Source organism: Vibrio sp. 10N.239.312.D08 (assembly GCF_041466145.1).
Lineage (GTDB): Bacteria > Pseudomonadota > Gammaproteobacteria > Enterobacterales > Vibrionaceae > Vibrio > Vibrio crassostreae_C.
In genome coordinates, this window is sequence record NZ_JBFSSD010000001.1 from 57,504 (window position 1) to 84,451 (window position 26,948).

At 39.6% G+C, this 26,948-nt stretch carries 21 protein-coding genes; 14 read left to right on the top strand and 7 right to left on the bottom strand.

Going from position 1 to position 26,948, the window contains the following annotated elements:
- Positions 1–25 precede the first annotated feature (25 nt).
- Positions 26–4,348, bottom strand: coding sequence for a hypothetical protein (locus AB6D58_RS00330; protein ID WP_372155995.1), 4,323 nt, complete (start codon positions 4,346–4,348; stop codon positions 26–28).
- Positions 4,349–4,541: 193 nt separating this feature from the next.
- On the opposite strand from AB6D58_RS00330, the gene AB6D58_RS00335 reads away from it, so the two are divergent.
- Positions 4,542–4,910: a hypothetical protein gene (locus AB6D58_RS00335; protein ID WP_372155996.1), complete on the top strand. Its 369-nt coding sequence runs from the start codon at positions 4,542–4,544 to the stop codon at positions 4,908–4,910.
- Here the strand turns inward: AB6D58_RS00335 and AB6D58_RS00340 are convergent.
- The 5 genes from AB6D58_RS00340 to AB6D58_RS00360 form a co-directional block, all read right to left on the bottom strand.
- Positions 4,907–5,503: a hypothetical protein gene (locus tag AB6D58_RS00340; protein WP_372155997.1), complete on the bottom strand. Its 597-nt coding sequence runs from the start codon at positions 5,501–5,503 to the stop codon at positions 4,907–4,909. The genes AB6D58_RS00335 and AB6D58_RS00340 overlap by 4 nt on opposite strands.
- Positions 5,504–5,508: 5 nt before the next feature.
- Positions 5,509–6,285, bottom strand: a complete 777-nt coding sequence (locus tag AB6D58_RS00345; RefSeq protein WP_372155998.1) for a thioredoxin fold domain-containing protein — start codon at positions 6,283–6,285, stop codon at positions 5,509–5,511.
- An 18-nt stretch (positions 6,286–6,303) separates the two neighbouring features.
- Positions 6,304–6,897 (bottom strand): hypothetical protein, encoded by a 594-nt coding sequence (locus AB6D58_RS00350; protein ID WP_372155999.1) that lies wholly within the window; start codon positions 6,895–6,897, stop codon positions 6,304–6,306.
- A gap of 136 nt (positions 6,898–7,033) precedes the next feature.
- On the bottom strand, positions 7,034–8,200 hold the full coding sequence (locus AB6D58_RS00355) for a PD-(D/E)XK nuclease-like domain-containing protein (RefSeq protein ID WP_372156000.1): 1,167 nt from the start codon (positions 8,198–8,200) through the stop codon (positions 7,034–7,036).
- Between the two features lie 122 nt (positions 8,201–8,322).
- The gene (locus AB6D58_RS00360; RefSeq protein WP_372156001.1) at positions 8,323–8,862 is read right to left on the bottom strand and encodes a hypothetical protein; all 540 of its coding nucleotides are present in this window, start codon (positions 8,860–8,862) and stop codon (positions 8,323–8,325) included.
- A gap of 103 nt (positions 8,863–8,965) precedes the next feature.
- Between AB6D58_RS00360 and AB6D58_RS00365 the strand changes: the two genes are divergently transcribed.
- Together AB6D58_RS00365 and AB6D58_RS00370 are read left to right on the top strand one after the other, a co-directional pair.
- On the top strand, positions 8,966–9,364 hold the full coding sequence (locus tag AB6D58_RS00365) for a hypothetical protein (RefSeq protein WP_372156002.1): 399 nt from the start codon (positions 8,966–8,968) through the stop codon (positions 9,362–9,364).
- Between the two features lie 39 nt (positions 9,365–9,403).
- Positions 9,404–10,705: a DNA cytosine methyltransferase gene (locus tag AB6D58_RS00370; RefSeq protein ID WP_372156004.1), complete on the top strand. Its 1,302-nt coding sequence runs from the start codon at positions 9,404–9,406 to the stop codon at positions 10,703–10,705.
- A gap of 24 nt (positions 10,706–10,729) precedes the next feature.
- Here AB6D58_RS00370 and AB6D58_RS00375 read toward each other — a convergent pair whose 3' ends face one another.
- Positions 10,730–11,821 (bottom strand): hypothetical protein, encoded by a 1,092-nt coding sequence (locus tag AB6D58_RS00375; RefSeq protein ID WP_372156005.1) that lies wholly within the window; start codon positions 11,819–11,821, stop codon positions 10,730–10,732.
- Positions 11,822–12,456: 635 nt separating this feature from the next.
- On the opposite strand from AB6D58_RS00375, the gene AB6D58_RS00380 reads away from it, so the two are divergent.
- The 11 genes from AB6D58_RS00380 to AB6D58_RS00430 all read left to right on the top strand — a co-directional run bounded on the left by AB6D58_RS00380 (position 12,457) and on the right by AB6D58_RS00430 (position 26,868).
- Positions 12,457–14,385: an ATP-binding protein gene (locus AB6D58_RS00380; RefSeq protein WP_372156006.1), complete on the top strand. Its 1,929-nt coding sequence runs from the start codon at positions 12,457–12,459 to the stop codon at positions 14,383–14,385.
- 170 nt (positions 14,386–14,555) lie between these two features.
- Positions 14,556–14,834 (top strand): hypothetical protein, encoded by a 279-nt coding sequence (locus tag AB6D58_RS00385; RefSeq protein WP_372156007.1) that lies wholly within the window; start codon positions 14,556–14,558, stop codon positions 14,832–14,834.
- Positions 14,821–15,642: a hypothetical protein gene (locus AB6D58_RS00390; RefSeq protein WP_372156008.1), complete on the top strand. Its 822-nt coding sequence runs from the start codon at positions 14,821–14,823 to the stop codon at positions 15,640–15,642. The genes AB6D58_RS00385 and AB6D58_RS00390 overlap by 14 nt, the downstream gene beginning before the upstream one ends.
- Before the next feature lie 2 nt (positions 15,643–15,644).
- Complete coding sequence (locus tag AB6D58_RS00395; RefSeq protein WP_372156009.1) at positions 15,645–16,622, top strand: GGDEF domain-containing protein; 978 nt, start codon at positions 15,645–15,647, stop codon at positions 16,620–16,622.
- Entirely contained in the window at positions 16,615–17,310 is a 696-nt protein-coding gene (locus AB6D58_RS00400) for an HAD domain-containing protein (protein WP_372156010.1), read from the top strand. The genes AB6D58_RS00395 and AB6D58_RS00400 overlap by 8 nt, the downstream gene beginning before the upstream one ends.
- A 154-nt stretch (positions 17,311–17,464) precedes the next feature.
- On the top strand, positions 17,465–18,994 hold the full coding sequence (locus AB6D58_RS00405; protein ID WP_372156011.1) for a hypothetical protein: 1,530 nt from the start codon (positions 17,465–17,467) through the stop codon (positions 18,992–18,994).
- Between the two features lie 10 nt (positions 18,995–19,004).
- Positions 19,005–19,385, top strand: coding sequence for a hypothetical protein (locus tag AB6D58_RS00410; protein WP_372156012.1), 381 nt, complete (start codon positions 19,005–19,007; stop codon positions 19,383–19,385).
- Complete coding sequence (locus AB6D58_RS00415) at positions 19,382–19,810, top strand: hypothetical protein (RefSeq protein WP_372156013.1); 429 nt, start codon at positions 19,382–19,384, stop codon at positions 19,808–19,810. Before AB6D58_RS00410 ends, AB6D58_RS00415 begins: the two co-directional genes overlap by 4 nt.
- A 188-nt stretch (positions 19,811–19,998) precedes the next feature.
- Positions 19,999–20,622: a hypothetical protein gene (locus AB6D58_RS00420; RefSeq protein WP_372156014.1), complete on the top strand. Its 624-nt coding sequence runs from the start codon at positions 19,999–20,001 to the stop codon at positions 20,620–20,622.
- Between the two features lie 161 nt (positions 20,623–20,783).
- Positions 20,784–21,407, top strand: coding sequence for a hypothetical protein (locus AB6D58_RS00425; RefSeq protein WP_372156015.1), 624 nt, complete (start codon positions 20,784–20,786; stop codon positions 21,405–21,407).
- Positions 21,408–21,822: 415 nt separating this feature from the next.
- A complete protein-coding gene (locus AB6D58_RS00430) occupies positions 21,823–26,868 on the top strand; it encodes an N-6 DNA methylase (protein WP_372156016.1) in 5,046 nt (1,681 codons plus the stop codon).
- Positions 26,869–26,948: the final 80 nt, after the last annotated feature.

The following is a 26,948-nucleotide window of genomic DNA, read 5'->3' on the forward strand; positions in this document are numbered from 1 at the left end:
GGGCTTTTGCCTATCGCCTTAAGATTTACTCTTCATCAGGTTGAGAAATAATGAAGATCTTCTCAATAACTGTGTCTTCAAATGAGTCATCCGTAGCTGTCATGCGAACAGTTAATTGCGTCTTTCCAACAAGCTCCGTTGCGTTCTTAGTTAGTCGGTATTCTTTCGTAGTACCGCTTAGACCAAGTTCTGGGAACTCCATTAGATATTGTTTAACGCGGCCATCTTCATCAGTACAGCTTGATTTGAAGTTGTAAGATGACGTTGCTTCACTCATTTCCAGTTCACAAACAGGTCGAATATTAGGTATAACAGTAAATGAAACTTCTTTTTCATCTGTCACACCCAGATTCGAGAAGACCACATACTTAATCGTGACCTCACCTGCTTCTTCAGCGGTGTAGTAAAGCTTAGTACCTGATTTTGCATCCAATTCGAGCTGGCCATTAACGTAGTATTCAGCTCTAAGTACCTTATCACTCTTATGGTCATAATCGACTGAAGGACGAATAACTACATCAAGCGGATAACGCATATGATCATTACTATATGACGTCTTCAACTCAACTTCTGTAGGCTTTGGTTCGTTTGCTGCGCTTTGACCTGTTAGTAGAACTTGATTATTACGTTCATCAGTGACAAGAACAGCAAATTCATTTAGTCCAGCTTCATTGACATAGTATTTAGCACGAGATCCTGTGCGAGAATCACGTGAACTATCTAGTCTACTTCCGTCACGAGTTAACCATTCGTAAGTGAAAGTCATATCGACATCTGGCTCTTCAACCATTTTCAAAAATACATCAACTTCAGTTGGAGCGAAGATGTAGTCTTGGTCGATTGTCATTTCAAACTCAGGGAACTCATAAGCTAGAACCGCCATACGAGCTTCAGTTCTTGCAAATGTTTCTGCGACAGCTGGAAGCTGAGCTTCAACATAGAAAGGTAGAGTTTGCTGGAATGAAAGCAAGTCATCTTCCGTAATTGTGTACTCGGCAATCAGGTTGTATTTGTTCGATGACACTTTTTCAAGTGTGGTTGGAATAATTGTACCATCAGGACGGTACCAAGATGCAACCGCTTCATGACCAATATACGAGTCTGTTTGAACTGTGGCCGTTAACGTTGTAGGGAAGCCAACTTCTGAAGTTTTATCAGTTTTAACTTTAACCTTAAGTGGAGAAGGTTCTTTAACTTGAACTTTCTTCTTGATTTCGGTCCAACGCTTATTGCCTGCTTGTTCTGTTTCTTTCACAGCTACGCGGACACAAACATCTACTTTCGTTGGTTCCGCACGTACAAAGGTGTGTGATAAACCACCAGAAACGAATGTCTCACACTTATCTTCCGACCATTCAACATCATAGTAGGATGCGTCTTTTGGAAGATCTAGCGATACAACGTTAGGCTGATTGACGTATTCAGTACCATTGTAAATCAATGTACCTTCTACTTCTTCATATGCCAGCACCTGTTCTGCTAATATTACTGATGTAGCACCTGTAAATGAGTTCTCTACTGTTGCACGCACTTCATAAGTACCTACATCATTAAAGGTGTATTCAAAGCGCTCTGGACGACTTGGGCTCACTTGAATCCAGTTGTTGTTCTTAATATTGCGGTAGTGCCATGTAATGTCACCATAGGCCTTCTTATCGGCTTTAGTGTCGAACTCAAGCGTCCCGCGATATTTAAACGGAATAGTACGTTCGGTCGTGCTCGCACTAATGTAGCCATCAATTGGACCACCTTTATGCACTTTGAACGTAGTATCACGACTTTGGATGGTTCGAGCATACCCATCGTACTTAGATTCAATATCAGCCACGATACGGAAGCGATAGTTTTCTGCACCAATTAAATCAGCAGGGTCGAATGTAAAGACTGATTGACCACTTTCTTGTAGAGGTTGAGGACCTGCTACGTCTTTATATTCTTTGTTACCGATGTATTGCTGAAGCTTCACCTGCCACTCACCGTGGGTGTGTTTGTCGTACCAGTATTCCTTTGTCTTCTTATCGTAGACGCCAATACCAGTAGTCATCGTGTAAGGTGAGCTATTGACAATGTTGATATCTTCCATGTCGATAAGTGCAGTAACATCTTCATCTGGTACATAAACCATTCGAATTTGTTCTTCTTTATCATGGGCGTCATCATGGTCATAACCAACTTTAACGGTCAGATCAGCCACAGTCCATAGTTGACCAGGATCGGTATAAACCTTGATTGTAGAACGTGGTGTTGTTGAGGTTGATGCACCGCTTTGACGAACAGAGGACACAATATCATCACCAAATGGGTTAGCGGCGACAATCGTACCATCAGCATTGATCATTTTCGCTTTGATTTCAGCAACTCGGCCACCAGCAACTGGTGTTGCGAAAGCCTGCATTGCATCACCTTCTATCACTTCACCATTCTCGATAGACAAGTAAATCTCAGGAACATCAAGACCAATCAAGTCGATTGACTTAACTTCCGAGGTTGATGTGTTCCCGTGCGAGTCAAAGAATACAACGCGATAATTGTAGTTTGGATTTGGCGATTCAGGGATACCTTTCAGCAGGTATTTGCTTCGCATTGATTGACGTTCCATTGAATCATCTAAGTTAACCCAGTCGATGTAACAGTGGAGTTCTGAGCTAAACTCAAATTTTGAATCACGAGCATCATCAATATCATCATATAATAGACAATCTCGAGTACCACTCACAGTTGAGTTTTGACGTAAATCTGCTTCGTATTTTTGAACGTTGGAATAAGCATCTTCATTACGAACCGTGAGGCCAAAAGGTTGTACAATCAGAGGTGTTTTGTACTCATAGAGTTTGTTTTGGTTGTCGCGAACTTTAACAATCATCTCTAGAGCTTGGCCGCTAGGTGTATCTACCGGGAATGATGTCAATCTAAAATGAGCATTCTCACCGTTTACATCCTCAAATGTAGCCGACTTACCGTTGATACTTACCTCTTCAATTGTTAACTCACGGAAGCGAGAGAACATTGCAAATTGTACATCTGATGGGAAGAATGCAGGATATGCTTTGGTTTCAGAGGATTCACGACCAGCTATGAATGAAAGGAATTCAATATCAACGTTTTCGATAATCGATTGCTGATCAACACTAATACCATTTCCTAATTGGTCTTCGAACTCAAATGCAATTGAGTAGTCGCCAGATGTCGTTGAAGTTACATCGTATGTCATTACAACATACTCACCTACGTACTCAATTTTCATCGGTGAAATTATACCAGAACTCGGAGTTCCGCGACTCTTCCACATGTAGGAATAGTTTACACCGTTAATTATTACATCTGGTACATCTTCGTGGCCGAGAATATCAGGGGTTAATCTACCGCGCCCACTAAGATTCCACCAGTTATCACTACGAGCATAGTGTGGTGTTTTAAGAGCAATAACCCAAGTTCCGTCTTCTGCAGTTAGAACTGTACCATCATCAAGTGAGATCGTTTTACTGTCGGGGTTGTCACCGCTGGCCATTTTTATGAATTCGGGTAGACGAGAATCCCATTTGATGGTGATAGGGCGGACAATATTAACCTGGTTTTGAGCAAAGTAATCATTGTGCGCATCTGCATAGGCGTTAATTACAACTTGCCCGTATCGGTCATCTTCATTACCAAATTGAAAATCACTTAATGCGACAGTACAAGCTTCAGACTTACCAGAACGAATTATACACTCGCCATATTCAGGCAAAAATAATGTTCTGTCATAGTCTTTTGTTTCTGTATTTAAAGTAACGTTAATTTTTCGCCCTTGATCTGGCGAGTTAACTTCAAATACATCGCCACTACCTTTCCACTGGTTAGCCGACGTGTAATCAACATTCAAAACATTAAGCGGAATAGGAGGTACCGATTGAATATTTATAGCTGAAGTTGGAATGTTGATAGGTGTATTTGCACTACCACTATAGAAAATGGAAGTAATTGGAATCGCAACTGAACCAACCTGATCAATAAGACCACTCAATGACCACTCTGTGTAGCCATTTGTAGCAACTTTTTGCATGTTAAACGGCGGAGTGAAGTCATACTGACACGTCAACCCATCGTTGTTCTTTGCATCTTTAGCAATGGTCTCATCCGTAGTTAGCGTACACCCAGAATTATTACCCTCTTTCACGGTAATAACTGCAGGCTCTACAAAAGCTTCTACTGTTGGTTTCGCAGCGATGACAGTAACTTGTGGTGATTTCGTTTGAATATCACCTGTCACCGTAACAGACTTAGCTAAGACCACCGTGCTTGGAAATAGAGCTGCTGACACAGCACTAGCTACCAAAGTGGTATTTAACCATTTAGTTTTAGACATCATATATGCGTAATCCCTGCCGTTTGACAGTTAAAATGTGGAGTTCTTCTGGAGATTTGCCTTTCTAGAATACCCTAACTCGCTCATTTAGTAACTAGATTTTTACTTATAGTTATTATGTATCTGGGTGATCAGCTGCGAAATGTGACTTAGAAGGTATACTTGAGCTCATATCAATTACGGGACATTGAAGAAGATGAACAATGAAATCATGTTTGTAAAACAAGCTATCAACATCAACATTGTAGAAGGCGCTCAAGAAGCAATAAGCAAAAACTTGTTGCCTGCAAACGTGTGTGAGCTAGAATTTTCCACAATTGTAGAGCCTGATGAGGATATGTTCTGCTCAAATGGTCTCAACTTCGCAAATACTTTAGATAGCAGTTTAATAAAAGTGATCGAACATATTACAGTTGATGGAGTGAAGATAATTGGAGATTCTTTTGTATCTCAAGTTGTAGGTAACCGTCGTCAGTTTTTTAGTGGCTTGATGAACTATAACCTCAAGAAAGGAGAAGTGGAGCAAGAAATCTCACTCCACGCTGTTTTTAGAAAAGTTAACTAACTCGATGTTTTATCATCGTCTTTTTTGTGTTTCTGTTCGCTAGATATGAACTTTTGGAGCTCTTTATTAACGATGATCGGTTGATTGGTATATTGACAAAAGCTCGAGTTTTCCAAATTAATGTCTAACGATGGAAAATCACCTCTTTTCAACATGTATTCTGACCTTACTACAGCTTGTCTTCTCACTTCAGTGTCGATTTGGTGCTGAGCAATATTAAATAAGATATTGCTCGCCCCACTTTCACCTACACCGTCCTTGGATGCTAGGCATTTCTGAGCGGCTGTCATCAACAAATAAGCGTTGTATGCCTGTTCTGGCGTTTCTGCCGTCATAAATAAGTCATGAGCTCTCGTATGAACCAGAATTTGTCGAGTTCTCTCCTTGTAACCCATAGCGTGCTCTTTGACCTTCTCTTCAAGATCTTTGCGAATACCAAGGTTTCCTTGCTCACCTAGTATCGCTACATCATTCTTTTTAGCTATGAATGTTTCGTCAGAGTTAATATGAGGTTTCAACTGAATTGTCAACTCATCCGCTACAACGCTAGTAGTTATTAGAGATGTAAGTAAAAAGCACTTTACTGGTTTCATTATGCTTAACCCTTATTTCGAGACATAAGCTCTTTATAGAGGTCCTGAAGCTGTTCATCAGAGTAATTGCGCGCAACTACGACTTTGCCTTCCCCATTTCGGTAAACTAGACCCGGAGTACCACGAATACCCATAGATCTCATTACGACACTATTTTGTTGAACTTTACGTCGGATTTCTTTATCAGCTTTTTCCGTAATATCCAAAATACCAGCATCATTCATAAATATAGCTTTGGTAACATCTTCACTTTTTGCAACTGTAGCTATAACGTCAGGAGAGTTCGGACGAATCCACGCAACAGGAATGTATTGTACGTTTAGACCTTGTTTGATGAACGGTTGGAGCTTCTTATGTAATTTTCTACAGTATCCACAGAATGGTTCGTAGAATACATATAGTGCGTTATTTGAGTCTTTGTCTGTTGGTTGGTCACCCAATATAAGGCCTTTCTCAAAAACTTCATTAAAAGTGTCAGCTTGACTCGGAACCAACTTGTTGTGGTAAATGTTAGTCAGATTGAGGCCTTCGTTAGTAACCATATCACCAGTAAAGATCATCTGCTTTTCGTCATCAATCCAATAAACGTGAAATTGACCTTCCGATTTATCTTGAACCATGACAGCCGTCATGCCCACTGCTTCTTTCACTTTAACGCTATCAATGACCTTTAAAAAGCCTTTATTCTGCATATCGGTGATTAGTGATGGAAGAGGGTTTGCAAAGGATGTGGAGGCTATCGAAGTTAAAGTGATAGCCGTAGCTAATAGTAAACGTTTCACAGGATTGTCCTAGGTAATTTAGTGGCAACCTCCGCTATCTTGCATAACAAGATCTAGCATCACTAAGTAAGTGATACCAAGCATGGCAAGCCATAGGGCCATATCCACGTCGTCGGGAGTTACAACATCAGGTTTTGATTCAGGAAAAAGTTCTTCTCTGTATGATGCTAGTCCGAATAGATTTCTTAATTCGATAGTTGCCTCATCCCCAGCCGTCCCATCTGCCTCATATTTACAGAGGTGATCAGGGTTTGAAGAGTCAAGGGACAATACTTTAAGTGCTTCTTCTATTTCAAAAGTAGCTTGTTCTTTGACTATGGTTCGAGCCGGATACACTGCATTTTGTACTAGCAGCTTAACAAACAAATCGATGTCTGCATCATTATTTGAGATGAAATCTTCTAGGATAATATCTAACTCTCTGATCAGAGTCATCAATAAATTTGTTCCCGATAGCCCATACTGGCCTGAAATTGTTGCAAGCCGTTTAATAAGTGAAATCGTTCGGTTAGTTAGAAGTTCGATAATGTCGGTTACTTCTATTACCGTTGCCGTTTGTTCATCTCTTAGACGACGTTGGATCTCTTGGGTAAAAACAGCGGGTTGGTACATTTGTGTCACTCTTATCAATAGCTTTCCGTTGATAGTAGCAATATCTGCGACCAGATAAAAACAAAAAAGGGCGAAAACGTTCGCCCTACCTTGCTTCCCTTTAGCTGTTCATGGTGTGAACACTCGATCGGATGACCTATGAATTTACCCTTGGTCTCCTTGATAACTTGAAAAATGAGAGTTCTAGCATAACTTCACCAGAATAATTTAAGCTATTTTTCTGCTCTACTGTTCTGTGCCAATCGACAAAATCGTAGAAAATCTCTTCTTCATATACCTTGGACTGTTCCCAACTACGCTCTGTGATAATAGCATTTTCAAAGCGTATGAATTCATCCCATTCGATGAAAGTTACTGCAAAGAGGTTTTGCAGTTCAAATCCGGCCAGCCTTGCCACTCGATGATAGAATGCACCTTGAATAGCGTATAAACGTTCTTCGATTTCGTGCTTCATTTGATACGCACTTAGTGTATGAATCGTTTTAAGATCTAGCATTCTATTTTTGGCATCAACCCTATCGATTCGTGCTTTTAACCACATACCTGTATCTTCACAGTAAGCAATAATGGTTAGTTCTGAATATCCACCATGTTTGTAATTACGATTGTATAGGTGAGATTCTGAAAACACTTCAGCAGCTTTAATAGCTCGATCATAATCTTCTAAATCTAAATACCGACTACTCTTAGCTTTGACTTCATCCAAATGGTCTGGGTAGTAAAGGTAGCTATCGTCAATTTCTGTACGTAGAAGTTTTAGTTTATCAGCTATCTTGCGGTTGCCACCCTTTAGCTCGTAATGATCCATCTCGGCCTTCAGAGCTGCATGGTCAGCAAGAACTTTGAAACCTTTACTGTTGAGTTCATCGATCGTTAATGGCTTATTAACTCCGTAATCGGTGATCCAAGGCTCAAGAACATGACCGTGAATCAAGTGCCCCGCGTTCATAGCACGTTGTAATTGCGGAGACATTTCTTTGCTTTCGCAATCACCGCTATAGTATGTATATCCCTCTTGAGGGTTGAAAGCAAATTTCTTTAAGCAAGACGACGAGATGCACCCTTTGAGTGAGTGGTATTCTTTATCCGGCATATTCACATAAATGCCTTGGATCAGTTCTCCATCATCGCTAATCCATGCCTGTTTTCCATTTTGATAGGCTTCTATGGGCTCGTTACCCCATGTCTGAACCCCTGAAGTGGTAACCGTCATCTTGGGTTTAGGATTGATTAACTTGTTCACACCATTATCCGACCCAAAGTTTTGGGCGAATAAGTAATTTAAATCTATCGCAACGTTCATTGATACACTCCCATCGTCTTACGACGGTAGAATATCCATCTCAAATAGGTATTTAGATCTTATGCATGGCGATCAGGGTTGTAGCTTATGGTTGAGTGTTCATCCCATGATCAACCGACCATTTAACTGCCACACCTTACGGTGTCGTATCTATATGAACGTTTGTCAGTAATGTATTTCACATGGTTGAGGGTTATATAGAACTGCTTGCTAGGCGTGACCTCGTAATCAACGCTAACGTTTAGGTGTTTTGACAAGTTCTTCGCGACCAATTCGTAACCTCTTCCCCTTATCTGACTTCTTTTCAGTTGCATGTATTCGATGCTGTCATTCATAGGATGCTTAAAGCTGATCGCGTACATAGGTTGATCTTTATGGCGACCTACAGCGAAAGTGGCATTGGGCCCTAAATTGCATTTCAAGGGCAAAAGTTCAAATAAACTTTGCTCCTTGCTTTTTGCTAACGGCTTGTCTTCTTCATTGTGATTTGATTCTTTCGATAGAGATTCGTAATGCTCGAGTCCCCACTGGCTTGCAAATTTGTATGAAAGATAATGTGAACCAACGATGCTTCCCAATATGGTGATCAGGAGGAGTGATTTTGCTTTGGTTTTAGTTAATGCCATCTTGCGTGTCTCTATGCGAATGCGAGGTGTGATCATCAATACTCTATCATGGTTTTGATTTATATCCTTTAAGGTGATCGGCTAGTTTCTGTTTTAAAAGGGTAACATGGAGCAACCAATTCATTAAGAGATTACTAAATTGAACAATACTGAATCTACAATCAAATGCCACCTCGATACGTTATTTGTAAAAATCTCGACCATTGACATAGAAGACCATGAAGAAACCCCATACTTCCAACAAATCGAACATGCTTTCAAAGGAAAGTCGTATGTTTTACCTGACTCAAACAAATGGGTAAAACGCGACTCCGATGATGATAATGAAATCTTATGTGTCCATGTACCAATGGGCCAAGAGGAAGACTTTATAGCCACGATAACGGCCGAAATCAACGATAGTCAAAACTCTTGGTATATAGGAGATTTTTGCGAATGTTGTATGTACCTATGCATGACCGACACCTCGCATGGTGAAGAGATTAACATTTCATTGAGTTTAGATGTCGTAAATGCTCAAGGAATCCACTTAACCTAGTCCTAACCATTCTGATTCAAAGTCCACTTGAGATTAATAATGAACACTAAAATATCAATTCCCTACATTGAGCTATGCGCAGGTATCTCTGCCTTCTCAACTGCAGCTAAAAAAATAAGTAACGTAGACTTTGAATCTATCGGAGCGTGCGAAGTTGATTCGTTTTGCAATACCTACTTAGATCAAGAGGGATTAAACATCTATGGTGATTTGAATTACCTTTGCGTTAGTGAGGATGAGCATCCTTATTCTAAGTTATGCGAAGAGGACATAGTGCCTTGCGAGTACAACAATGGCATCAGTAGCCTGACTATGAATGACTTAATGGAAGGCGTTGTAGCTTGGCCGAAAATGATGATAGCAGGATGGCCTTGCCAGTCTCTTAGTTCTGCAAATACTAAGGAGAATGAAGGGATAAGAAGCGGCAAATCTCAACTTATTGAGACCATCCAGGAAAAGGTAGATTTACTTAACTCTGAGGTCCTAATTTACGAAAATTCTGACAACTTGAGACAAGGCGGTTTAGTAGAAATGGTCAAAGACCTATCTGATAAAGGTTATTCCGTAGAATGGGCTGTAATATCTGCTAGTTCATTTGGATACCCATATTTACGTAATCGTATGTTTGTTATCGCTTACAACGAAGATTCTCCTCTATACCACACTCAGACCAAAGTTCTTGATGTCGTTGCACAGCGCTTTGCAAATAAGCAACCGGGAACTACATTTCCATACTTAAAAGATCACTCTGATGAGCTAGTTTCAGAAATAGTCACTTTAGAGACTAAAGGTAATTATCGCCGCCATAGAGTTGCAGCGTTAGGAAACAGCATTGTGGTCGATATTGCACAAGCTATCTTACAAGTGATCGCTGACCTGTATGAAAATCCTGCAGCGTATTCAGATCTGGAATCGCTTAATACATCACCATTTTCTTATGATGAACTTAAGACGCACGAAAAGACCTTATTCAAAGTAATGCCCTATCAAGGCTGTTTTGACCACAAAGCAAAGCAACTTTTCTTTAGTGACCGTAATTATCAGCTAAATCCTAGTACAACCACTCACAAGGGAAAGGGGCTAATGGCTTCACTAATTCGCAATGACCACAAGAATAACTTTACAACCTCGAGTAGACTGACTAGACCGGGCTCACTTGGAGGTTTAGTTGGCTTTTTAGGAAAAGAAATGGGCCTAAATGAAGGGGCTATCAACCCACTATATTGTGAGAAATTTATGGGGTTTGAGCCCGGTCAGACTGAAGTATCTCAGAAACTTATCAGAGATAAGGTATACAAAAAGCTAATTGAAAGTGTAGCTCTCTTCGCTGGAGGTTCTTGACTCTCAGGTTGCCAGTGACGATTGCTATTTTCTTTCTAGCCTTATTGAGTTACTTGTTCTCAACTCACCAACAATACTATCGTCGTATCCTCTTTTGGCTTTGCGCAAGATTATACTTTCCAGCTCAGAGTTGGGGAATTTCTCTTGAATCGATTTCAGTAGAGGTAAGGTAAACGACTCCGTTTTCACTCTATGATGATAGTGTTTCAGTTCTTTGTATCTAGTTTGGTTTGAGTAAGACACACCCTTGATCTGAAACCCCTCTATATTATCTTCTCCGAACTGAATGTAGTTACAAACGTTCGTTATATCTCCGCGCCATATCATCATCAAAATTATGGGCACAAGAACAGATTTTTGTGATTCAACATTGAGGTTTTTAAAAATCTCATGTGCCAATTCACTGTGAACTCTTGCTGCATAATAATTTCGATTTAAGTAATACTGGTTAGAGATCACCGAGTGGTAATGTACCATCAGTTCTCTTTGTACTACTAAACTTACGCGGCGGTTTAACCGATTATGGAACACTATAAACTCATGCCTAACCTTAGATGGTTTTAAGACATTTAGCTCATTAAAGAAGATCGTTGCCATGTCTGCTAAGCCATTAAGAAAGAGTGCTTTGTCTAACGTTCCGGGTTCGAAAGACTTCTGCATGGCTAGGCCCAAGTTCAAATTTTCTCCTGACTTTATTTTTGCTGCTAATAACTTCCTAGCTAAATGCTTATCACCTTGTCTTTGCTTAAAAATTTGATTGATTTCATCATGGGATGTTTTTGCTACACCAACATCATTAGTTTTGCTTTTGGTAAGCAGTATCTCAGCACGAATCCGACCGGAGGTAATGAAGTAATCCCCTCTCCTCTTCAGTTCATCTAACATCGATTCTGATAGTTCTGCATTTGATTGATAAAACTTGGCAACTTTGAGAATGTGTTTGGATTCGACTTTAGACTTATGCACACCTTGGATAAATTTGATGAAGATCTGGTTGTGCGAATAAAGCTGACCCAATACATAATTTATCTCTCCAGGATTGAGTGACCTTAATGAATCTCTGATTTCAACTAATGTCTCTTTTTGGAGTACCACAGGCCATTTATGCTTCGCCATTTTCTCCTGAGCAAACCTAGACCTTGCACTCTTAATAAGAATCTTCAAATCGTTTTGATTTATTGGCTCTCTAATGCAATGGAAATAGTCTAACTCACTAGCCTTATGGAGTTCAGCTTGGTCAGATTTATACAACGGATCGACAACCACAATAGGCGGCTGGTCTAAACAGCTAATCTTGTTGAGAACATCATTAATTTGATTGTGTCGATCAGAGTCATAATCAACTATCACTAGGAACACGTTACTCCACTGAATCGAATGAGCCCAGTCAACTGATCTTACGACCATATAACTGCTTTGATTAGCTGAGTGTATCTGTGATCGCTTTAGATCAGCACGCGCTCTATCAGTGTAGAAATAGGCTATGGTTTCATTCATCGTAATTTTCAGGGAAAGTTGGCAAGCAACATTGAGATAGTAATAACCTCGGTCACTTTTGACAAGTATGTTAATTATGATCCGAATATCATTCAGTATCAATTATTGACTTTACATTTGACTACACATTTTCTTGTGAACTAGGGTATTCAATCATATTAGGGTGATCAGCTAGAGCTATTTTGAACTCTTTACAGTTAAGGGGCGGAGTGTATTCACCTCCTAATAACTTGATTTATAAGGACTTCAATCTCATGCTAAAAAACCAAAAACCTCTAAAAGCTACTGTAGATGCCGTAGGCACACTAAAAAACCTCGACACTATCTTCACCAGCTCAAGCACTTGTATCACAGAACTAATGCAAAATAGCCGCCGTGCCGGTGCAACCAGCTTGTCTGTAACTTTAGTTCCTGGCTCTCCAAAAGTTGAAACTATCGGACACCGTTCGACCGCAGAAAAAACTTACACGAACATCACTCCCATCACTAACTCAATAATCATTCAAGATAACGGTACGGGCATCGATGATTTCAGTAAACTGTTCTGTTTTTCTAACTCTGGCTGGGACGCGGAACTTCAAGATGCAGAACGCTCATACGGAGTTGGCTTCTTTTCTGTATTATTTTACGCTGAGTCTATTTCTGTAGAAAGCAACGGGATTAAGTACACTTTCACAAAAGATGACATCTTAAACGGCAATGGTTCAGTTGCATCAGAAACGGACTTTATTCATGGCACTAAAATCCACCTCAATAAAGTTAAGCAGAACTGTACGGATATACTCATCGAATCTATGCGAAGTTATTGTCGTGCGTACCCACTTGAAGTCACTCTAAATGCTGAGGTTTACAACAACGACTTCAATAAACAAAATGATGGCCTAGAATCACGTAAGATTCCATTAAATGAGGTGATTGAGTCTGATTTGATGCAATCTAAACTCGACCAAAACGAGGACTATATCAAAGTACCATTTGAGTATGGTGTTACCTATGTACCCAAAGGTCGAGTCATTACTAGCTGTACTTTCTGTGATGTTGAGGACCTTGCTTATCTGCAATCATTGCCAATTATTGTCTCGGAAGGTTACATCTCGGAAGGTTACAGGTACAATCGCCAAAAATTTAATCTTGGCGAATCGGTTGTCACATTTCTAAATGATAACGTCCCAGCTACTCATCCTGACAGAAATTCCGTTCACGGCGATATGAAAGAGATCGTTTCTAAATCTCTACGTGAAGCCGTAATTGAGGTTTCTTGTAATCGATTCGAGAAACTTATTTGTGATGCTTTGTCGGCCAAACCAAAAGAAAAATTTGAATTCTTTAAGTCTCACTATAACTTATTGAGCCAGATAGAATTCAAGGCGTATTTTTGGAAGTTCGATGCTCTTCTTGCGACAGATTTCGCAGATCTGGTTGATAGAATTTCAATCAACTCTGATAATTTTGAATCTGAGTTCATTGGACTTAACTATATTGATACAGTACATGACGTCATCACAGAAAGCTGGGTCAATACTCATAACCCAATATTCGTCAACTTTGAGTCAGAGTTATCCAAGTTAGCTAATGCAGCATATATTCTTGCAAACGAGCTTGCGAAGCAGGGCCGTAAGGTTCTTTTGGTATCTAGTAATATTCTTACAAAAAGCAACAAGCCTAAATGGTTGACTCAAAACACATTAGACTTAGAGCTGTGTGACATCGAAATTATCCCTACGGGAAATTCGCATGAACAATCTTTTGATTGCAATGACATATGGATTCCAACTATTTTTTCAGATGCTATCCAAATTCGAATCTCGGTTAACGATGAACACAGCGATGATTTCGCCCTAGCTAACCCTGGGTTCAGTTTCACCTATGAGGGTGCAGATTATTATGCAACATCTGGGGAAGATGAATATGATGTTTCATTGTTCGTTCCATACACAAACGATGAAAACATCCTTTTGGATGAAGTTATCTCGCGTAAAGATGAGTCTGGTTCTTGTCTTGAGTTTCTTGATGAACACACTGCCTTTGATCAGTTCTTGTCTGTGAACCGAAAGTCAGATTGTAAAGATGCCTTAAAAGAAGCGCTTGAGCAGTTCCTAAGCAGCCTATCTCACACTAGACTTGGTGATACGCTCAAAGCTGTCAAAATCGATATTACCAACGGCCAAACCGTTATAGCTTAACTCCTTTGTCTCTTCTCATTCTATGGCCCACGAGTTAGTAAACCGTGGGCTTTATTGACTCAACTTAGCAATTCTTGCAATATAGAATCTCACCCCTATAAAATAAAATTTGAATTATGAAGATTGGTTTAATACCGTCACCTTCTGCTCTTGCCGAAGGTATAGACCTATTGGATTTTTTTTCCATTGAAGAAACGTTTGATTGCACTGAATTTAAGAAGCAGCTAGATGATGCAACATCCAACTGCCAACTTAATCTCATTTGGGTTCGTGGTATGGGCCTTTATCCGTTGAAGTATCAAACTTTACCAATGCAACCTTCGTCCAACTTAGAGATTAAGCTACCAAAAGAGTATGTTTTTGATGCTATCTATCAGAACTTCCCTCATGTTGATGTAGAAAAAACTGAGTTGGTGTTTTATGGCGACATAGAAAATGAACTTACCTAAAACCAAAAAACTGTTATGGACTGGTATAGGCGCTAAAGAGCACTGCTTGACATACTCACAACAGGTTTCGTGTGAATATGAGCATGTGGTTGTTGAAAATTTCGAACCCAATGGCTTTAAACCTAATGACTTCCATTGTTGCTTCGTATTCTCAGGTGTTGTCGATCAGCATAAATTCAATCAATTAGAATCATTAGAACAACAAAATGTATTTAAGTTCTTTGATGGTAGGAGTGTCGTTGATGCTAGACGCTCTCACCCTATTGAATTGATGGCACTCACGACCACCGGTTTCTCATTCTTTACCAATGATTCCTTTGTGAATATATGCCTTGATTTCGATTTGATTGCTTACCAATACACATCTTGCATCAACCAGAGTAAACAACAGACTTCTACTCTTACATTAATCTATAACTCAATTGAAGAGATTAATGTTTGGACAAAGAGTGCTGGCTGTTTTTGTGAGATCAACGCATATCATACGATTGAGAAAAACAAATCTGTTAGCCGACATTTTGAAGCTAATGACTTGTCTGATGATTACGTCTACATTGCTGGAATCACACCAACGCACTTGATTCAGATTTTCTACCCGTTTTCTGAAGATGAAAGCGTTTTTAGGCAATACTTGACAGCAATGGCAAGACGGCTGGGTGCAGCTAAAACATTAAACATCAACAATACACATAAACCGCTTCATAAACTTCTCTTTCAAACGGATAAACAGATAGATATGTTTCACGTTATGGCGACAGCTAAAAATCAAAGTTGTTCTGTTTACATCATACTAAAGGAACGATTCTAGTTATGAGCATCTTAGTATCAGCTGAACAATTACCATTCGCTGTTATTACCCTAAACCTTCAATTTCAAATACAGCATGTTAATGAATATTTTCTTCGTCACCTAAACCCTGAATTTACTTGGGAGTACCAAACTGGGAACAGCTTCCTACAAATAGGCACAGTTGATGACATGGTTGTAAACACACTACTAGAGGGAAGCAAATTACATTCAGATCAGCTTATCTTCTGGAAAGATTGTACTTATCCTCTACCATTATTAACCGCAAATGCTCTTAAACAAGAGCCAATGGCTTGCCAAATTAACATTGTGTTTAGTGACGATTTAATTTTCATTATTGCTACCGACGTAACCAACGAGGTCATTTCAACAAAGGAATACGAAAAGGCAACTGAGCGCTTAAGACACGAAAGCCAACATTGTCCTTTAACCGGGATTTATAATCGTCGATATATCACTGATTTACTCCAACGTAACAACAGTCTTTCCATTCGCGAAGGCGATGTTCAAACCGGTTCGCTTTTGTTGCTTGATATTGACCACTTCAAACAAATAAACGATCAGTATGGTCACACTGTTGGTGACGATGTTCTTAAGTGGTTTTCTAAAGTTCTTGATGATGTATTCAGGAATACAGACGTAATAAGTCGTTTGGGTGGTGAAGAGTTTCTAATTTACCTTCCGAGGGTTTGGGACAGGGCCGAAGTAAAAAGTGTTTTCAGTCGCTTATATAAAACAGCAAATGATAACCCGTTTGAATTCCCTACACTTCCCAATATCAAGCAACACCAAGTTACATTTAGTTCTGGGTGCTATTGTATGTTGAGTAGTGATCCTGTTGAAAGTTCCATTGAAGCGGCAGATAAACTCATGTATTTAGCTAAACAAAATGGACGTAACCGTGGATATTTTAGAGTTAGAGACACGGACAAACCTATGATCTTTATTCCGATGCCAGAAACGGAGAAACACGATGCCTAAAGCACAACCAGCAATGAAAAATAAACATTTTATCATCACAACCATCATAGACTTAGGTGTTTTCTTAGTTGGATATTATGCTATTGCTTGGCACAAGATAATCAACTGGCAGTTGTTATTTATGGTACTTGTAGTATTTGGTGTAAATCGCTACCTAATCAAGACATTCAAAGAAGAAGCTAAAAAGGATCAGTCAAATGACTCTTACACTAAGCCGTCATTTCCATTGCCGATCAACGAAGACCATTCTATTAACCAATTGGTTTCGCCTTTTTATCGCTCAGGTAAACCAACAATAATTATGGCCTTTCATGGTGTTTTGCATAGAAATCAAAATGAGAGCTTGGAATTTAAGGATAGGTTCATGCAAATTTTCGAGTCTGTACCAGATACCCAAGTGGTAGTGTCGTCAGATTGGAGAACTGACTGTGATGAACCCTGGTTGAAAGAAAAACTAGGCGATGACCTATTTTCAAAAATTGTTGCGTTTACCCCTGCCCCGCTAGACCGAAATCGAAGTCTAGAAGTTGAAATGTTCCTAGAGTCAAAAGAACCAACGAGGTTTGTAGTTCTTGATTCAGAGAAGATCGACATCCCAAATATCAACGGCAAAGTTATTCGTACTGAGAGTTACTTAGGTATTCAACAAGAACACGTTGAAGAGATCATAGATTATCTATCTAGTTAGTCTAAGTCGCCATAAACCAATGCATTAAATTTCTCAGGCCGCCTATCAACGTGGCCTTTTTATCAACTGCATATTAGCTAGGTGATCAGCTAGTAGTAATTTCAAATGTGTAATGTTCGTACTTATACAAACTCTTTCGGATTTCAGTATAAACATGAACCCTGCATACCCCACCCCCTTTGCTATAAACCTAAGTGGCTTTGACCTTATGTTTGGTGGTAAAGAAAACGACAATTTAGATTTCGAGGCTTTAGACTTAGTTTTGGGAATATCAAAATCTCAAACAACAAACCCTATCACTTCTAAGTTTAGACGAGATTTATTGAACCAAGAAGCCATTCACGACGCTACAGAAGCCGTGTATGGCAACCTAACTGCATCAGAGGTATCCCTTAACCCAACATCACCACTTTCTAAAGCTCTAGCCTTCTACGACCATTACAGCTTCAATTTTACTAACTGCGGGATACTCTACCTTCCGGCAGTTAAGTTCGTAACACACAGCTACCATTCGAAAAACGATCTCTCAAAAAAACGTATTGAAGCAAAAGCATTAGTTGCAAGTATGAACTGGTCTTCACAAATCGATTTGCTAGTAGAACTTAAACATTGTATCGCCCCACCCTTCCCCACCTCAAATAGTCGAATTGCAGATAATGTTATGGATTTATTGGTACTGCTCTCAATTAATGTAATTGACCTTTATGGAAACAAAAAGGAACAGCGTATTGCCAATGATTGCTTCATCAGTATAGAACAGCATTCTATTAATTCTGTATTTAGCACAGTGATGGACGAAGTAATTCTGTTGGCCACAAAAGCAATTAAGCACCTGCAACCTTATGTAGAGCTAATCAAACGCGTTCCAACCAATGTAGAGATTCAGAAAATCTATTCATTTGAAGCTCGCAACTCTGCTGCTTTTGATCCTGACCAAGTAATTCGATTCAACAAAGAGTTACTACTTGATGCTGCTGTATATAGACGACCTGTTGAAACGCATTTGTTTGATTCATCAAGAGAAGCACAATCAGAAGCAATAAAGCTAATTGAAAAGACCAAACGAGAGAAGTTTAAGGTTGTAGCTATCACCAGTGAAGGTCTTAAGAAAGAGTTTTTTATCTCTCAAGGTGGTGATCTATGCGTAAAAACGTCAGCTCGGCGCGGAACAAAACTATATCTAGGCGACTTCATATTTACTAATGTGGAAATTTATACGCCTACTACAGCTAGACAAAATAGGTTGTCTTGTATTTCGAGAGATATTTCTAACACCAGTAAGTACATCAATAAGTCAATACAGGCCAATTCAAATCCAAACAATCACTATGCGAAGAGCGCAAAAAACGCGAATCCGTGGCTATCCCCATACAAAAACGGACTATCAACAGGTTCAAGAAATGATGGTGATGTATTCACCTTAAAAAGACTTCTCAGTAAAGCTGATAGCCGCACTAAACATGAAATAGAAACATCAATTAAAGAAAGCCTGGCAACTCGTTGCAAGGTAAACATCACTGCAAACCAAGAGTGTATTTACTTTTCCCAGAGAGAAGAATTAGATGATGGTTCTGTTAAATGGCAGGCTTTCATAACGGTACGATCAAGTACAGGTAGTGGTGGAAAAGAGTTCTCCTATGGTCTTATCAACGACCGTGAGTTCATTGGATATGACATTGATTAAGGGCCATGAAATGAATCAATTAAATGCAGTTGACGCTTCTATTTATATTCTAAACTCAGAAGATCAAGAACGACTCTCTATAAGCACAAACTTTTCAAATAGAGTCCTCGAAAGGAATACCGGTTATGTTCTATTTGTGTCTCCATTCGATTGTAACGACTCGATTTGTTTAGACGCGCACGTTCGGCGGGAACTTGAAGTAATGGTCGGTGCTAATTCTGGCATGAGCAATAACTTCATCACTTGTATTAAATACGCTGCTGCCAATTCAATTAGTATCATCGTATTTGATGAAGATGCTCCCATTCCTCATTGTGTAACCATAGAGGGAAAAGAACATTTGTTTCATCAAGATGATCGAATCCAATTTGATGCTAAGGAAAATGTATGAACTTAGTAAAAGGATTTTCTCAAGCTAAACGGGCTCAGTCATGGTTAGATTCAAAGCCAAGTTTGAGCATCGTAGAGGATACGATCTTAAAACTTAATAAAAGGCTCTCAAAACTGTGTGGACACGAACTTGATGATTGTTCTCACACGATTCAAATTCTAAGAAGTTATATGGATGAGGGTTCTGATAGATCAGACCAAGGCGCGGAAAACTCCAATTCTGTTATAAATTCTGATGTTGCTCAAAATGGCTTATCTAACAATGGCATTAAGAAGGACCTCACCTTCGATAAATACAACTCGGGAGCAAGCGCCATACCCAGTGATTCTAGCCTTAGTTATGAAGTTGATGGGACAGTTAGGGCTCTGTCGGGCAAAGAGAAACTATCTGTATTTCAGTCGTTAAAATCACAATTCGGCAGATAATGACTTAGGATTACCAGCTTCCAGTCTAGAAGTTGGTAATCCCCTCTTCCCTACCTAGACCTCTGATTAATCCGATTTGCTGATAGCAGCATTCACAAATAACTTTGAGAAGTGATCAGCTCAATTTATCTTGAGCATATTACACTCGTTAATCAACACCCTAAATAACCAAAAGCGAGTTCAATTAAATGTCCACCCAAGGAAACGCTTACTTCGGTGCTCTAGCAAAATGCCCTAACTGTTTAAAGACGATGACGACTAGCGGTTTTGATGACTTCCTGATATTCGACTTCTGTCCTTCGTGCCATTACTTCCACTACGACACTGAGCACTCTCAGATGATGCTTAGTCGGGTACTCTCGCTTCAGTATATAAAAGAAGCTTTCGACGTAACCAAACTGGCTCACATAAACGATATCATTAAGAGTAGATTAAGTGCTGGAGAAGAAACACTTGAACCTTCATTCTGCTCTGTTGCAATGGAAGAAAATGGCTTTAGAATTTCAAATTTTTGTAAAGTTAGTTCTTTGTATCAATTCATAGAGCTGCCAAGATATTACAACTATCTCTACAGATCAGAGAAGCCTTCTTCAAGGCAAATTGTTCGCGGTCAGATCACCAATTTGAAATGCTCTTTGAAAGATGATGATTTTCAGGATTACTTAGCGAACGTTAGCCCAGCGGTAGACGTCTTCCTGTTCCTATGTGCCAGTAATCCTTCCTTTGCTGATAAATGCCATGAGAATGGTTACACCCTACCTCATATTGATGATATCAGACTTGACCGTTGGTTCTGCTCAATCCCGTTCTAGAAGTTGAAGTAGTAGATCAAGTTTCACATAAGCCCTTACTAAAGACTCAGTGAGGGCTATTTTTTTGTTGATACCGCGAGAGTAATCAGGCGCGATCAGCTAATAACCATTTGGTTATTTTAGAATGAGTAGGCGATTTTGCTTATTTCAAATGGTGATTTATGACCCTTCAATTATCTGACTACACGACTCTATGCCAATGCCCTAACTGCGCTAATACGATGGTTGCACATTGTGAGTTATACAAGCCGCATCAATTCTGCCTATGCCCTACTTGCAACTTCTTTGATTACTATAATGATGATTGTGATTATGGTTGTGTTCGCGGCCTAGCACTTGCCCAAACAAAAAAATTTCTAGGGATCGGGAAAATTGAAGACCTTAAAGTGTCCATCGAAGAAAGGCTCGCTTCGGGTGAAGAGATTGTTTCAGCTCCTTTTAATCCTAGTTGCTATGCTAACCTTGATACAGACTTATTTACTCGTATCGGTTATATGACACTGGCGCACCATGATTCAAATTACAATGATTATTATCATGCAGTTTTCCCATCAGTAGGTGATCACGTTCGTTTTCAAAAAGAAAGTTTGCAGTGGGCGCTTAAAAGAGGCCAAGATAATCAACCTTGGATAGCTGGTTCCAAGTGGGATAACTACTCACTCTACCCATTGTTTTTTATCATGCGTGAAGTTGGACAATTCAGGAAAAAGTATTTAGCCGATGAAAATTATCTATTCCCAACTGAACTGCATGAAGAATTCAGAGTTTGTGATTTTCCATTTTAGATTTCTAAAACATCTAGACGAAAAAGCCTCGCTCTAGCGAGGTTTTTTTTAAGCTTTCAAATAATCATTGACGATCAGGTTTACACCCAAATTAACGCAATCAAAAACTGTCAATTTCACCGTGAAATTCAACTCTAAAATGCACCATAAACACTTGATTTACATACAAAAAACACCGTTGCAAAAAGTGGTCAATTTTGTGGAAAACCCTATGTGATCTCTTGGAGATCAAGGTCAACTAGACTTGAAACCAAAACACGAAAACGTGACTCCTGTAACTTTTGAAATATTCTTAGGTGATCAGCGTAATCCGCGCTACTTTGAGCCTTAAATTTTTCACTTGGCGATCAGCTAGAGTCATTTTGAGAAAGCTATTATCTCCTTAGCCCAAAAATATTAGCGCACAGGATTGATTATGTTTTCTCTACTCAATAACATTGCTCAAGGTGTTTCAACCGCTGTTAGAGCTCAAGCTGCACAAGTACAAGCTGAATCGACAAAAGACCTTTCAGCTGACATTACAAGATCTGCTTTTGTTGAAGATTATTATTCACGTGTAATGCCAACTGTAGGAAACACAGAGGTTCAAAATTTCGCGTTGGTTAAAGCAGCTATTGAAGAACTAAAGAAAACTAACCCTGATAATCTTGATTCGCTCTATTCGTTCAATGGTTTCGGTCCAATTCGAAACATTTTTGATGAATCGAAGCTAAACCACAAATCACGTAGAGAATGGTTAGAGAAAAACCTTAGCTCCCAAGAACTACAGGAAGCAAAACAAGCTACTTTGACGAGCTTCTATACTCCTATTTCAATTTCTACCGCGATCTGGGATGCTCTAAAAAGCTCTGGGTTTGATGGAGGTCGAATTGCCGATCCAGCAGTAGGAACAGGGCGTTTAATTGCCCCAATAGAGACTCAACTCAAAAACGATTCTGATATTACGTTGATTGAGTTAGACCCTACTTCATATAAAGTAGCGCAAACTCTATACCCAAATACTGAAATCCATAACTCAGAATACCAAGACGTTAAACTTCCCCTACAAGATGTGATTGTTTCCAATCCACCTTTTAACTCTGTTCGCACAAGCGACCGAACAGGCCTATCACTATCTGGCCTAAAGTTACATACGTTCTTTGTGTTAAAGTCTCTTAACTGCTTGAGAGAGCAGGGTACAGCTACATTTATTTTACCGACTTCATTCATGGATGAAGCCAATTCTAAAGACCGTACAGAAGTTTCAAAATTGGCTAACCTTGTAAGTGCGGTTCGAGTGCCTTTTGAATTATTTGAATCATCATCAAATACAAAAATGGCTGTAGACGTACTGACTTTTCAGCGTACAGACAAACCAACATTAGCTCCACTTTGGGTAGATACAATTGAATCTACTTGTGGCAATTCGTACTACACGCACAATGCGGCTCTTGAAACCGACTTCACCAACCTCGCTATTCCAGTTGAAGCCTTTCTTTTCAATAAACAACAGGTTCTTTGGGAAGCAGCAGACAAGAACAACCTTGATGATCAGGTCTATTCTGCAATTGTTAACTCATTAGTAGATTTTACGTATGTTCCATTCAAGCATGAAGATATCGCTTCTTTATCTAACGTAGCGCTTGCTGACCCTAAAACAGCTGAACCGTTTACTTTCAACATTACTTGTGTTGATAGCTTAGTATTTCAAAATTCCGATGGTTTCTTAGAGGTTGACGCAAAAATAGGCGGCATCAAGCATAAGCGTATTACAGGCTTAATTTCCATCGCACGTATTGCAGAGCAACTATTTAGCGAAGAAGCAAAAGCGAACGCCAATGAAGCGTTAATGAGCGATCTTCGAAATAGCTTAAATTCGACATATGATGCATTTGTTAAGAAGTGCGGCTTTATTTCGAACCGCGCCAATACTCTTGCTTTCAAGCGTGACAACCGTTTTGCTGCTCTATTGGCACTTGAAGTAGATTTTGATGCTGGAATCACAAAGCAAGAAGCTAAAGAAAGTGGCATTGCTTATAAAGCTCCAACGGCAAAAAAAGCTGATATTTTCCATAAACGCGCATACGAGCCTTGGGTTCTTCCTAGTGAAGCTGCAAACGTAGAGGATGCCCTTGATTTATCACTGGCCTTTACAGGGATAGTGGACTTTGAACTTATTGCTAGCTTAGTAGGCCAAACACCAAAAGCTGTTACAACACAATTACTAGGTTCGAAAATCTTCTATGACCCACAGCTTAGAGATTACGCGATAGCTGATGTGTATCTATCTGGTGACGTTAAATCTAAAATGGCACTTGCTAAACAGCTTGAGGCAACAGACACGCGCCTAGCTGCAAACATTGTAGCTCTAGAGGCTGTAATGCCTAAAGACGTATCATTTGGGGATATTAGCGTTAGTCTAACCTCTCACTGGTTACCAAAGGAAATCCTAGAACAGTTTTTGATTGAGAAACTTGGTTTCGGCACAACTACAAAAATGACTCATACATTGGGTTCTTGGAAGCCTAACCTTGTTGGCCTTGGTGATACCGTTTCTCAAGTTGAGTACAAAACCTCTAGTCATGACCTACGCAGTATCTTAATGCTTATTTTTCGATTCGGTGAGCAAGTAGTGAAAATCTATGATGATCATGGAAAAGTGGTAGGTATTGACCACGAAGCGACAGCCCAATTGAAAAGTTCAATTCGTAATCTTGAGCTAGATTTTAAATCTTTCATTGAGCCACAAGCCAAAATCATTGAAGAGCGTTACAATGAGATCGTTAACCGCTTTGCTCCCTTTTGTAGCAACTACACAAACAATATCTATCCAGATTTGAACCCAAGTTTTGTGCCTTACAACCACCAAAACGCAGCAATTCAACGAAACATATCAGCGATTGACAATGGCATTCTATTAGACGCCGCAATTGGATCAGGAAAAACAGCAGTTTACAGCCTCAGCGCTCATGAACTTGTACGCCTTGGGTTAAAGAAACGTATTTTTATCACTGTTCCAAATCACCTAGTAGGCCAAACTAGCGCAGAATGGCTACGCCTTTACCCTAACGATAGAAACAAGCTACTTGTGCTAAATAGCAAATCTCTGTCGCCTAAACAACGTCTAGAGACATTGGAGCGCATTAAAACTAGCAACATTAACTATGTTATCGTTCCATTTTCTACATGCACTAAGATTGCACCGCCTATGGAGTTTGTTGATCTAGAAGTCGAAAACCGTATCTCTGAGCTTGAAGAAATTAAGCGACAAGATAGTAACAAGGCTACTGTTCGTGAAGTACAGAACCAAATTAAGCGATTAAATGAGCAGCTAAAGAAAATCAAGTCTAACTATAAAGAGGGTAACGACTTTAAATCACTTGGTTTTGATTCACTAATTGTAGACGAAGCTCACGCTGTAAAGAACTCTGGTTACTCTACATCGGTTCTAAAGAATGTTAAGGGTGTTGGCACTTTGGAACCATCAAACATTGCGCTTGATGTTTCATTCAAAGTTTCGTACTTACTGAATACATTTAAAAATCCTGGGGTTGTTTTTGGTACAGGTACATCATTAGCCAACTCGCTAATTGAAATATACGGCTACGCGCGTATGCTCGCGCCACACCTACTTAAAGCAGCATCTATTAACTGTCTTGATGATTTCGTTACTACGTTTGTCTCAGTTAATGAGCAATACGAAGTGACACCTCAAGGCACTGTTAAACTAGAAAGACGCTGTTCGAGCTTCAATAACTTAGAAGAACTAGCGGCATTATTTAGTTCTTTTAGTTTCACAATTACTTCTGAGGAACTACAAGAACTATTACCGCCAATTGTTGATAGTGAGGGTAATGAACACTGCGCTATCGTACCAATGACAGGCGGTAAACCAATAGCTAGAGAATGTGAGATCAGTGCTGAAGAACTTTCCTATATGGATACTTTAGTCGAGCGTTCAAGTAACTATAAGTCTAGTCCTGTACCAAATGACAATGCTTTACTACTTATTTCTGACGCTCGTAAAGCGGCACTATCACCTCAATCTGTAAATGCACTTAGCGATACAGTTATTGGTTCAAAAACTCAAATGATGATTGATGATGTAATTGAGCAATACCACCAAGCCGATCACAAACGCCAATCTACATGTCAAATTTGCTTTATTGATTACGGTACGCCAAGTGCAGAGAAAGATCGCGAGGAAGAATACGCTAATAAGCTTCGTGAGCAAGCGCGACTAGGCTGTGAGGAAAGCGAGAATGAATTAAAAATGTGGAGAGGGGTTAACGTCAATCTCTATAAGCACATCAAACAACGTCTTATTGATGGTGGGGTAGACTCAAGAGAAATTGCATTTACTCAGGATTTCCATACTGATCTGCAAAAGCAGTTCCTATATGAGTCAATCAATAACGGAAATAAGCGCGTTGTCTTGTCTAGCTTTGCCAAACTATCAACAGGGGCGAATATTCAAAAAAGAATATCTGCGATCCGTGTTTTAAGTGCCCCACTAACACCGTCAGAACTAGCGCAAGGGGTAGGGCGCGGAATTCGACAAGGCCATGAATTGTATATTGAGGCTATCAAATCTCTTAAGTCATTTAGTGTTGATGTAGTTCTTTATGCTATGAAACGTTCTCTTGATGCTTGGAACTATCAATTACTGGAAGCTAAGACCGCTACTGTTGCAGCTTTCAGAAGTGGCACCTTAAACGGAAAACGTCAGATCACTTTAGAATCCGATACTATCACTTTTGGAGAGATTAAGGCTGCTGTAAGTGGAATGGATGAATTAATTGAACTAAAGAAAAATGAGCGCCATATTTTTGATGAAGAATCAGCTTATCGTTCGTTCTTGAACAAACAAAGTTATACACGTTATGCAATTGAACGTATCCAAGGCCACCTTTTGCTAGAGAAGCAATTAGTTGTAGATGCACGAAACGATTTTGAGTCTTTGGTTGGTGATCGTGATAATGGAAACATGAGTATTTTCATGGATAACGTTACTCATAGTCAGGTTACTGAGAAGCTAGCCGAGAAAGTATTTGAGAAGTATAGCTTTATCCGTTCCGCTAACTTGGGTTGTTTCAGCCCTAGATACAATGAATTGTTTACCTTTGGTAGTTTCAGTATTCAGACTGTACAAAGCAATAAAGATTCAGCGTGTTTTGTTCTTGGGCCGTCTGGTCGCAAGTACCAGTTGAGCAAGCAATGTCACAACAAAAAACTACTTGCAGAAGCCATAAGAGTTATTCAGTCGTTTAAGTTTGTAGCTCAAGAAGCAGAAAAGCGAATCATTAAACACAACAACGATATTGAGTTAATGAATTCTACACTCGAAACCCAATACGACCTTTCAAGACTTCGCGAGCTTCAAGCTAAAAATAAAGAGTTAACTACCGCATTAGCCGAAGCAACAAGAGCAGCAACAAGCGGTCAGGACACTAACATTACTGAGGTGGATAAGGCCGCTTAGTCTAAGCTAATAATCGTTTAAGCACCGCATAGAATTGCGGTGCATTTTTTTTGAACTTTATTTAGTTTAGGAGATCAGAT

What these genes read in the sequence shown, in the direction of transcription:
- AB6D58_RS00355 (WP_372156000.1), bottom strand. Translation starts at nt 8,200, where the DNA reads ATGAACGTTGCGATAGATTTAAATTACTTATTCGCCCAAAACTTTGGG.
- AB6D58_RS00425 (WP_372156015.1), top strand. Translation starts at nt 20,784, where the DNA reads ATGACCCTTCAATTATCTGACTACACGACTCTATGCCAATGCCCTAAC.
- AB6D58_RS00395 (WP_372156009.1), top strand. Translation starts at nt 15,645, where the DNA reads ATGAGCATCTTAGTATCAGCTGAACAATTACCATTCGCTGTTATTACC.
- AB6D58_RS00340 (WP_372155997.1), bottom strand. Translation starts at nt 5,503, where the DNA reads ATGAAACCAGTAAAGTGCTTTTTACTTACATCTCTAATAACTACTAGC.
- AB6D58_RS00420 (WP_372156014.1), top strand. Translation starts at nt 19,999, where the DNA reads ATGTCCACCCAAGGAAACGCTTACTTCGGTGCTCTAGCAAAATGCCCT.
- AB6D58_RS00430 (WP_372156016.1), top strand. Translation starts at nt 21,823, where the DNA reads ATGTTTTCTCTACTCAATAACATTGCTCAAGGTGTTTCAACCGCTGTT.
- AB6D58_RS00390 (WP_372156008.1), top strand. Translation starts at nt 14,821, where the DNA reads ATGAACTTACCTAAAACCAAAAAACTGTTATGGACTGGTATAGGCGCT.
- AB6D58_RS00380 (WP_372156006.1), top strand. Translation starts at nt 12,457, where the DNA reads ATGCTAAAAAACCAAAAACCTCTAAAAGCTACTGTAGATGCCGTAGGC.
- AB6D58_RS00415 (WP_372156013.1), top strand. Translation starts at nt 19,382, where the DNA reads ATGAACTTAGTAAAAGGATTTTCTCAAGCTAAACGGGCTCAGTCATGG.
- AB6D58_RS00360 (WP_372156001.1), bottom strand. Translation starts at nt 8,862, where the DNA reads ATGATCACACCTCGCATTCGCATAGAGACACGCAAGATGGCATTAACT.
- AB6D58_RS00400 (WP_372156010.1), top strand. Translation starts at nt 16,615, where the DNA reads ATGCCTAAAGCACAACCAGCAATGAAAAATAAACATTTTATCATCACA.
- AB6D58_RS00405 (WP_372156011.1), top strand. Translation starts at nt 17,465, where the DNA reads ATGAACCCTGCATACCCCACCCCCTTTGCTATAAACCTAAGTGGCTTT.
- AB6D58_RS00370 (WP_372156004.1), top strand. Translation starts at nt 9,404, where the DNA reads ATGAACACTAAAATATCAATTCCCTACATTGAGCTATGCGCAGGTATC.
- AB6D58_RS00350 (WP_372155999.1), bottom strand. Translation starts at nt 6,897, where the DNA reads ATGTACCAACCCGCTGTTTTTACCCAAGAGATCCAACGTCGTCTAAGA.
- AB6D58_RS00335 (WP_372155996.1), top strand. Translation starts at nt 4,542, where the DNA reads ATGAACAATGAAATCATGTTTGTAAAACAAGCTATCAACATCAACATT.
- AB6D58_RS00330 (WP_372155995.1), bottom strand. Translation starts at nt 4,348, where the DNA reads ATGATGTCTAAAACTAAATGGTTAAATACCACTTTGGTAGCTAGTGCT.
- AB6D58_RS00375 (WP_372156005.1), bottom strand. Translation starts at nt 11,821, where the DNA reads ATGGCGAAGCATAAATGGCCTGTGGTACTCCAAAAAGAGACATTAGTT.
- AB6D58_RS00410 (WP_372156012.1), top strand. Translation starts at nt 19,005, where the DNA reads ATGAATCAATTAAATGCAGTTGACGCTTCTATTTATATTCTAAACTCA.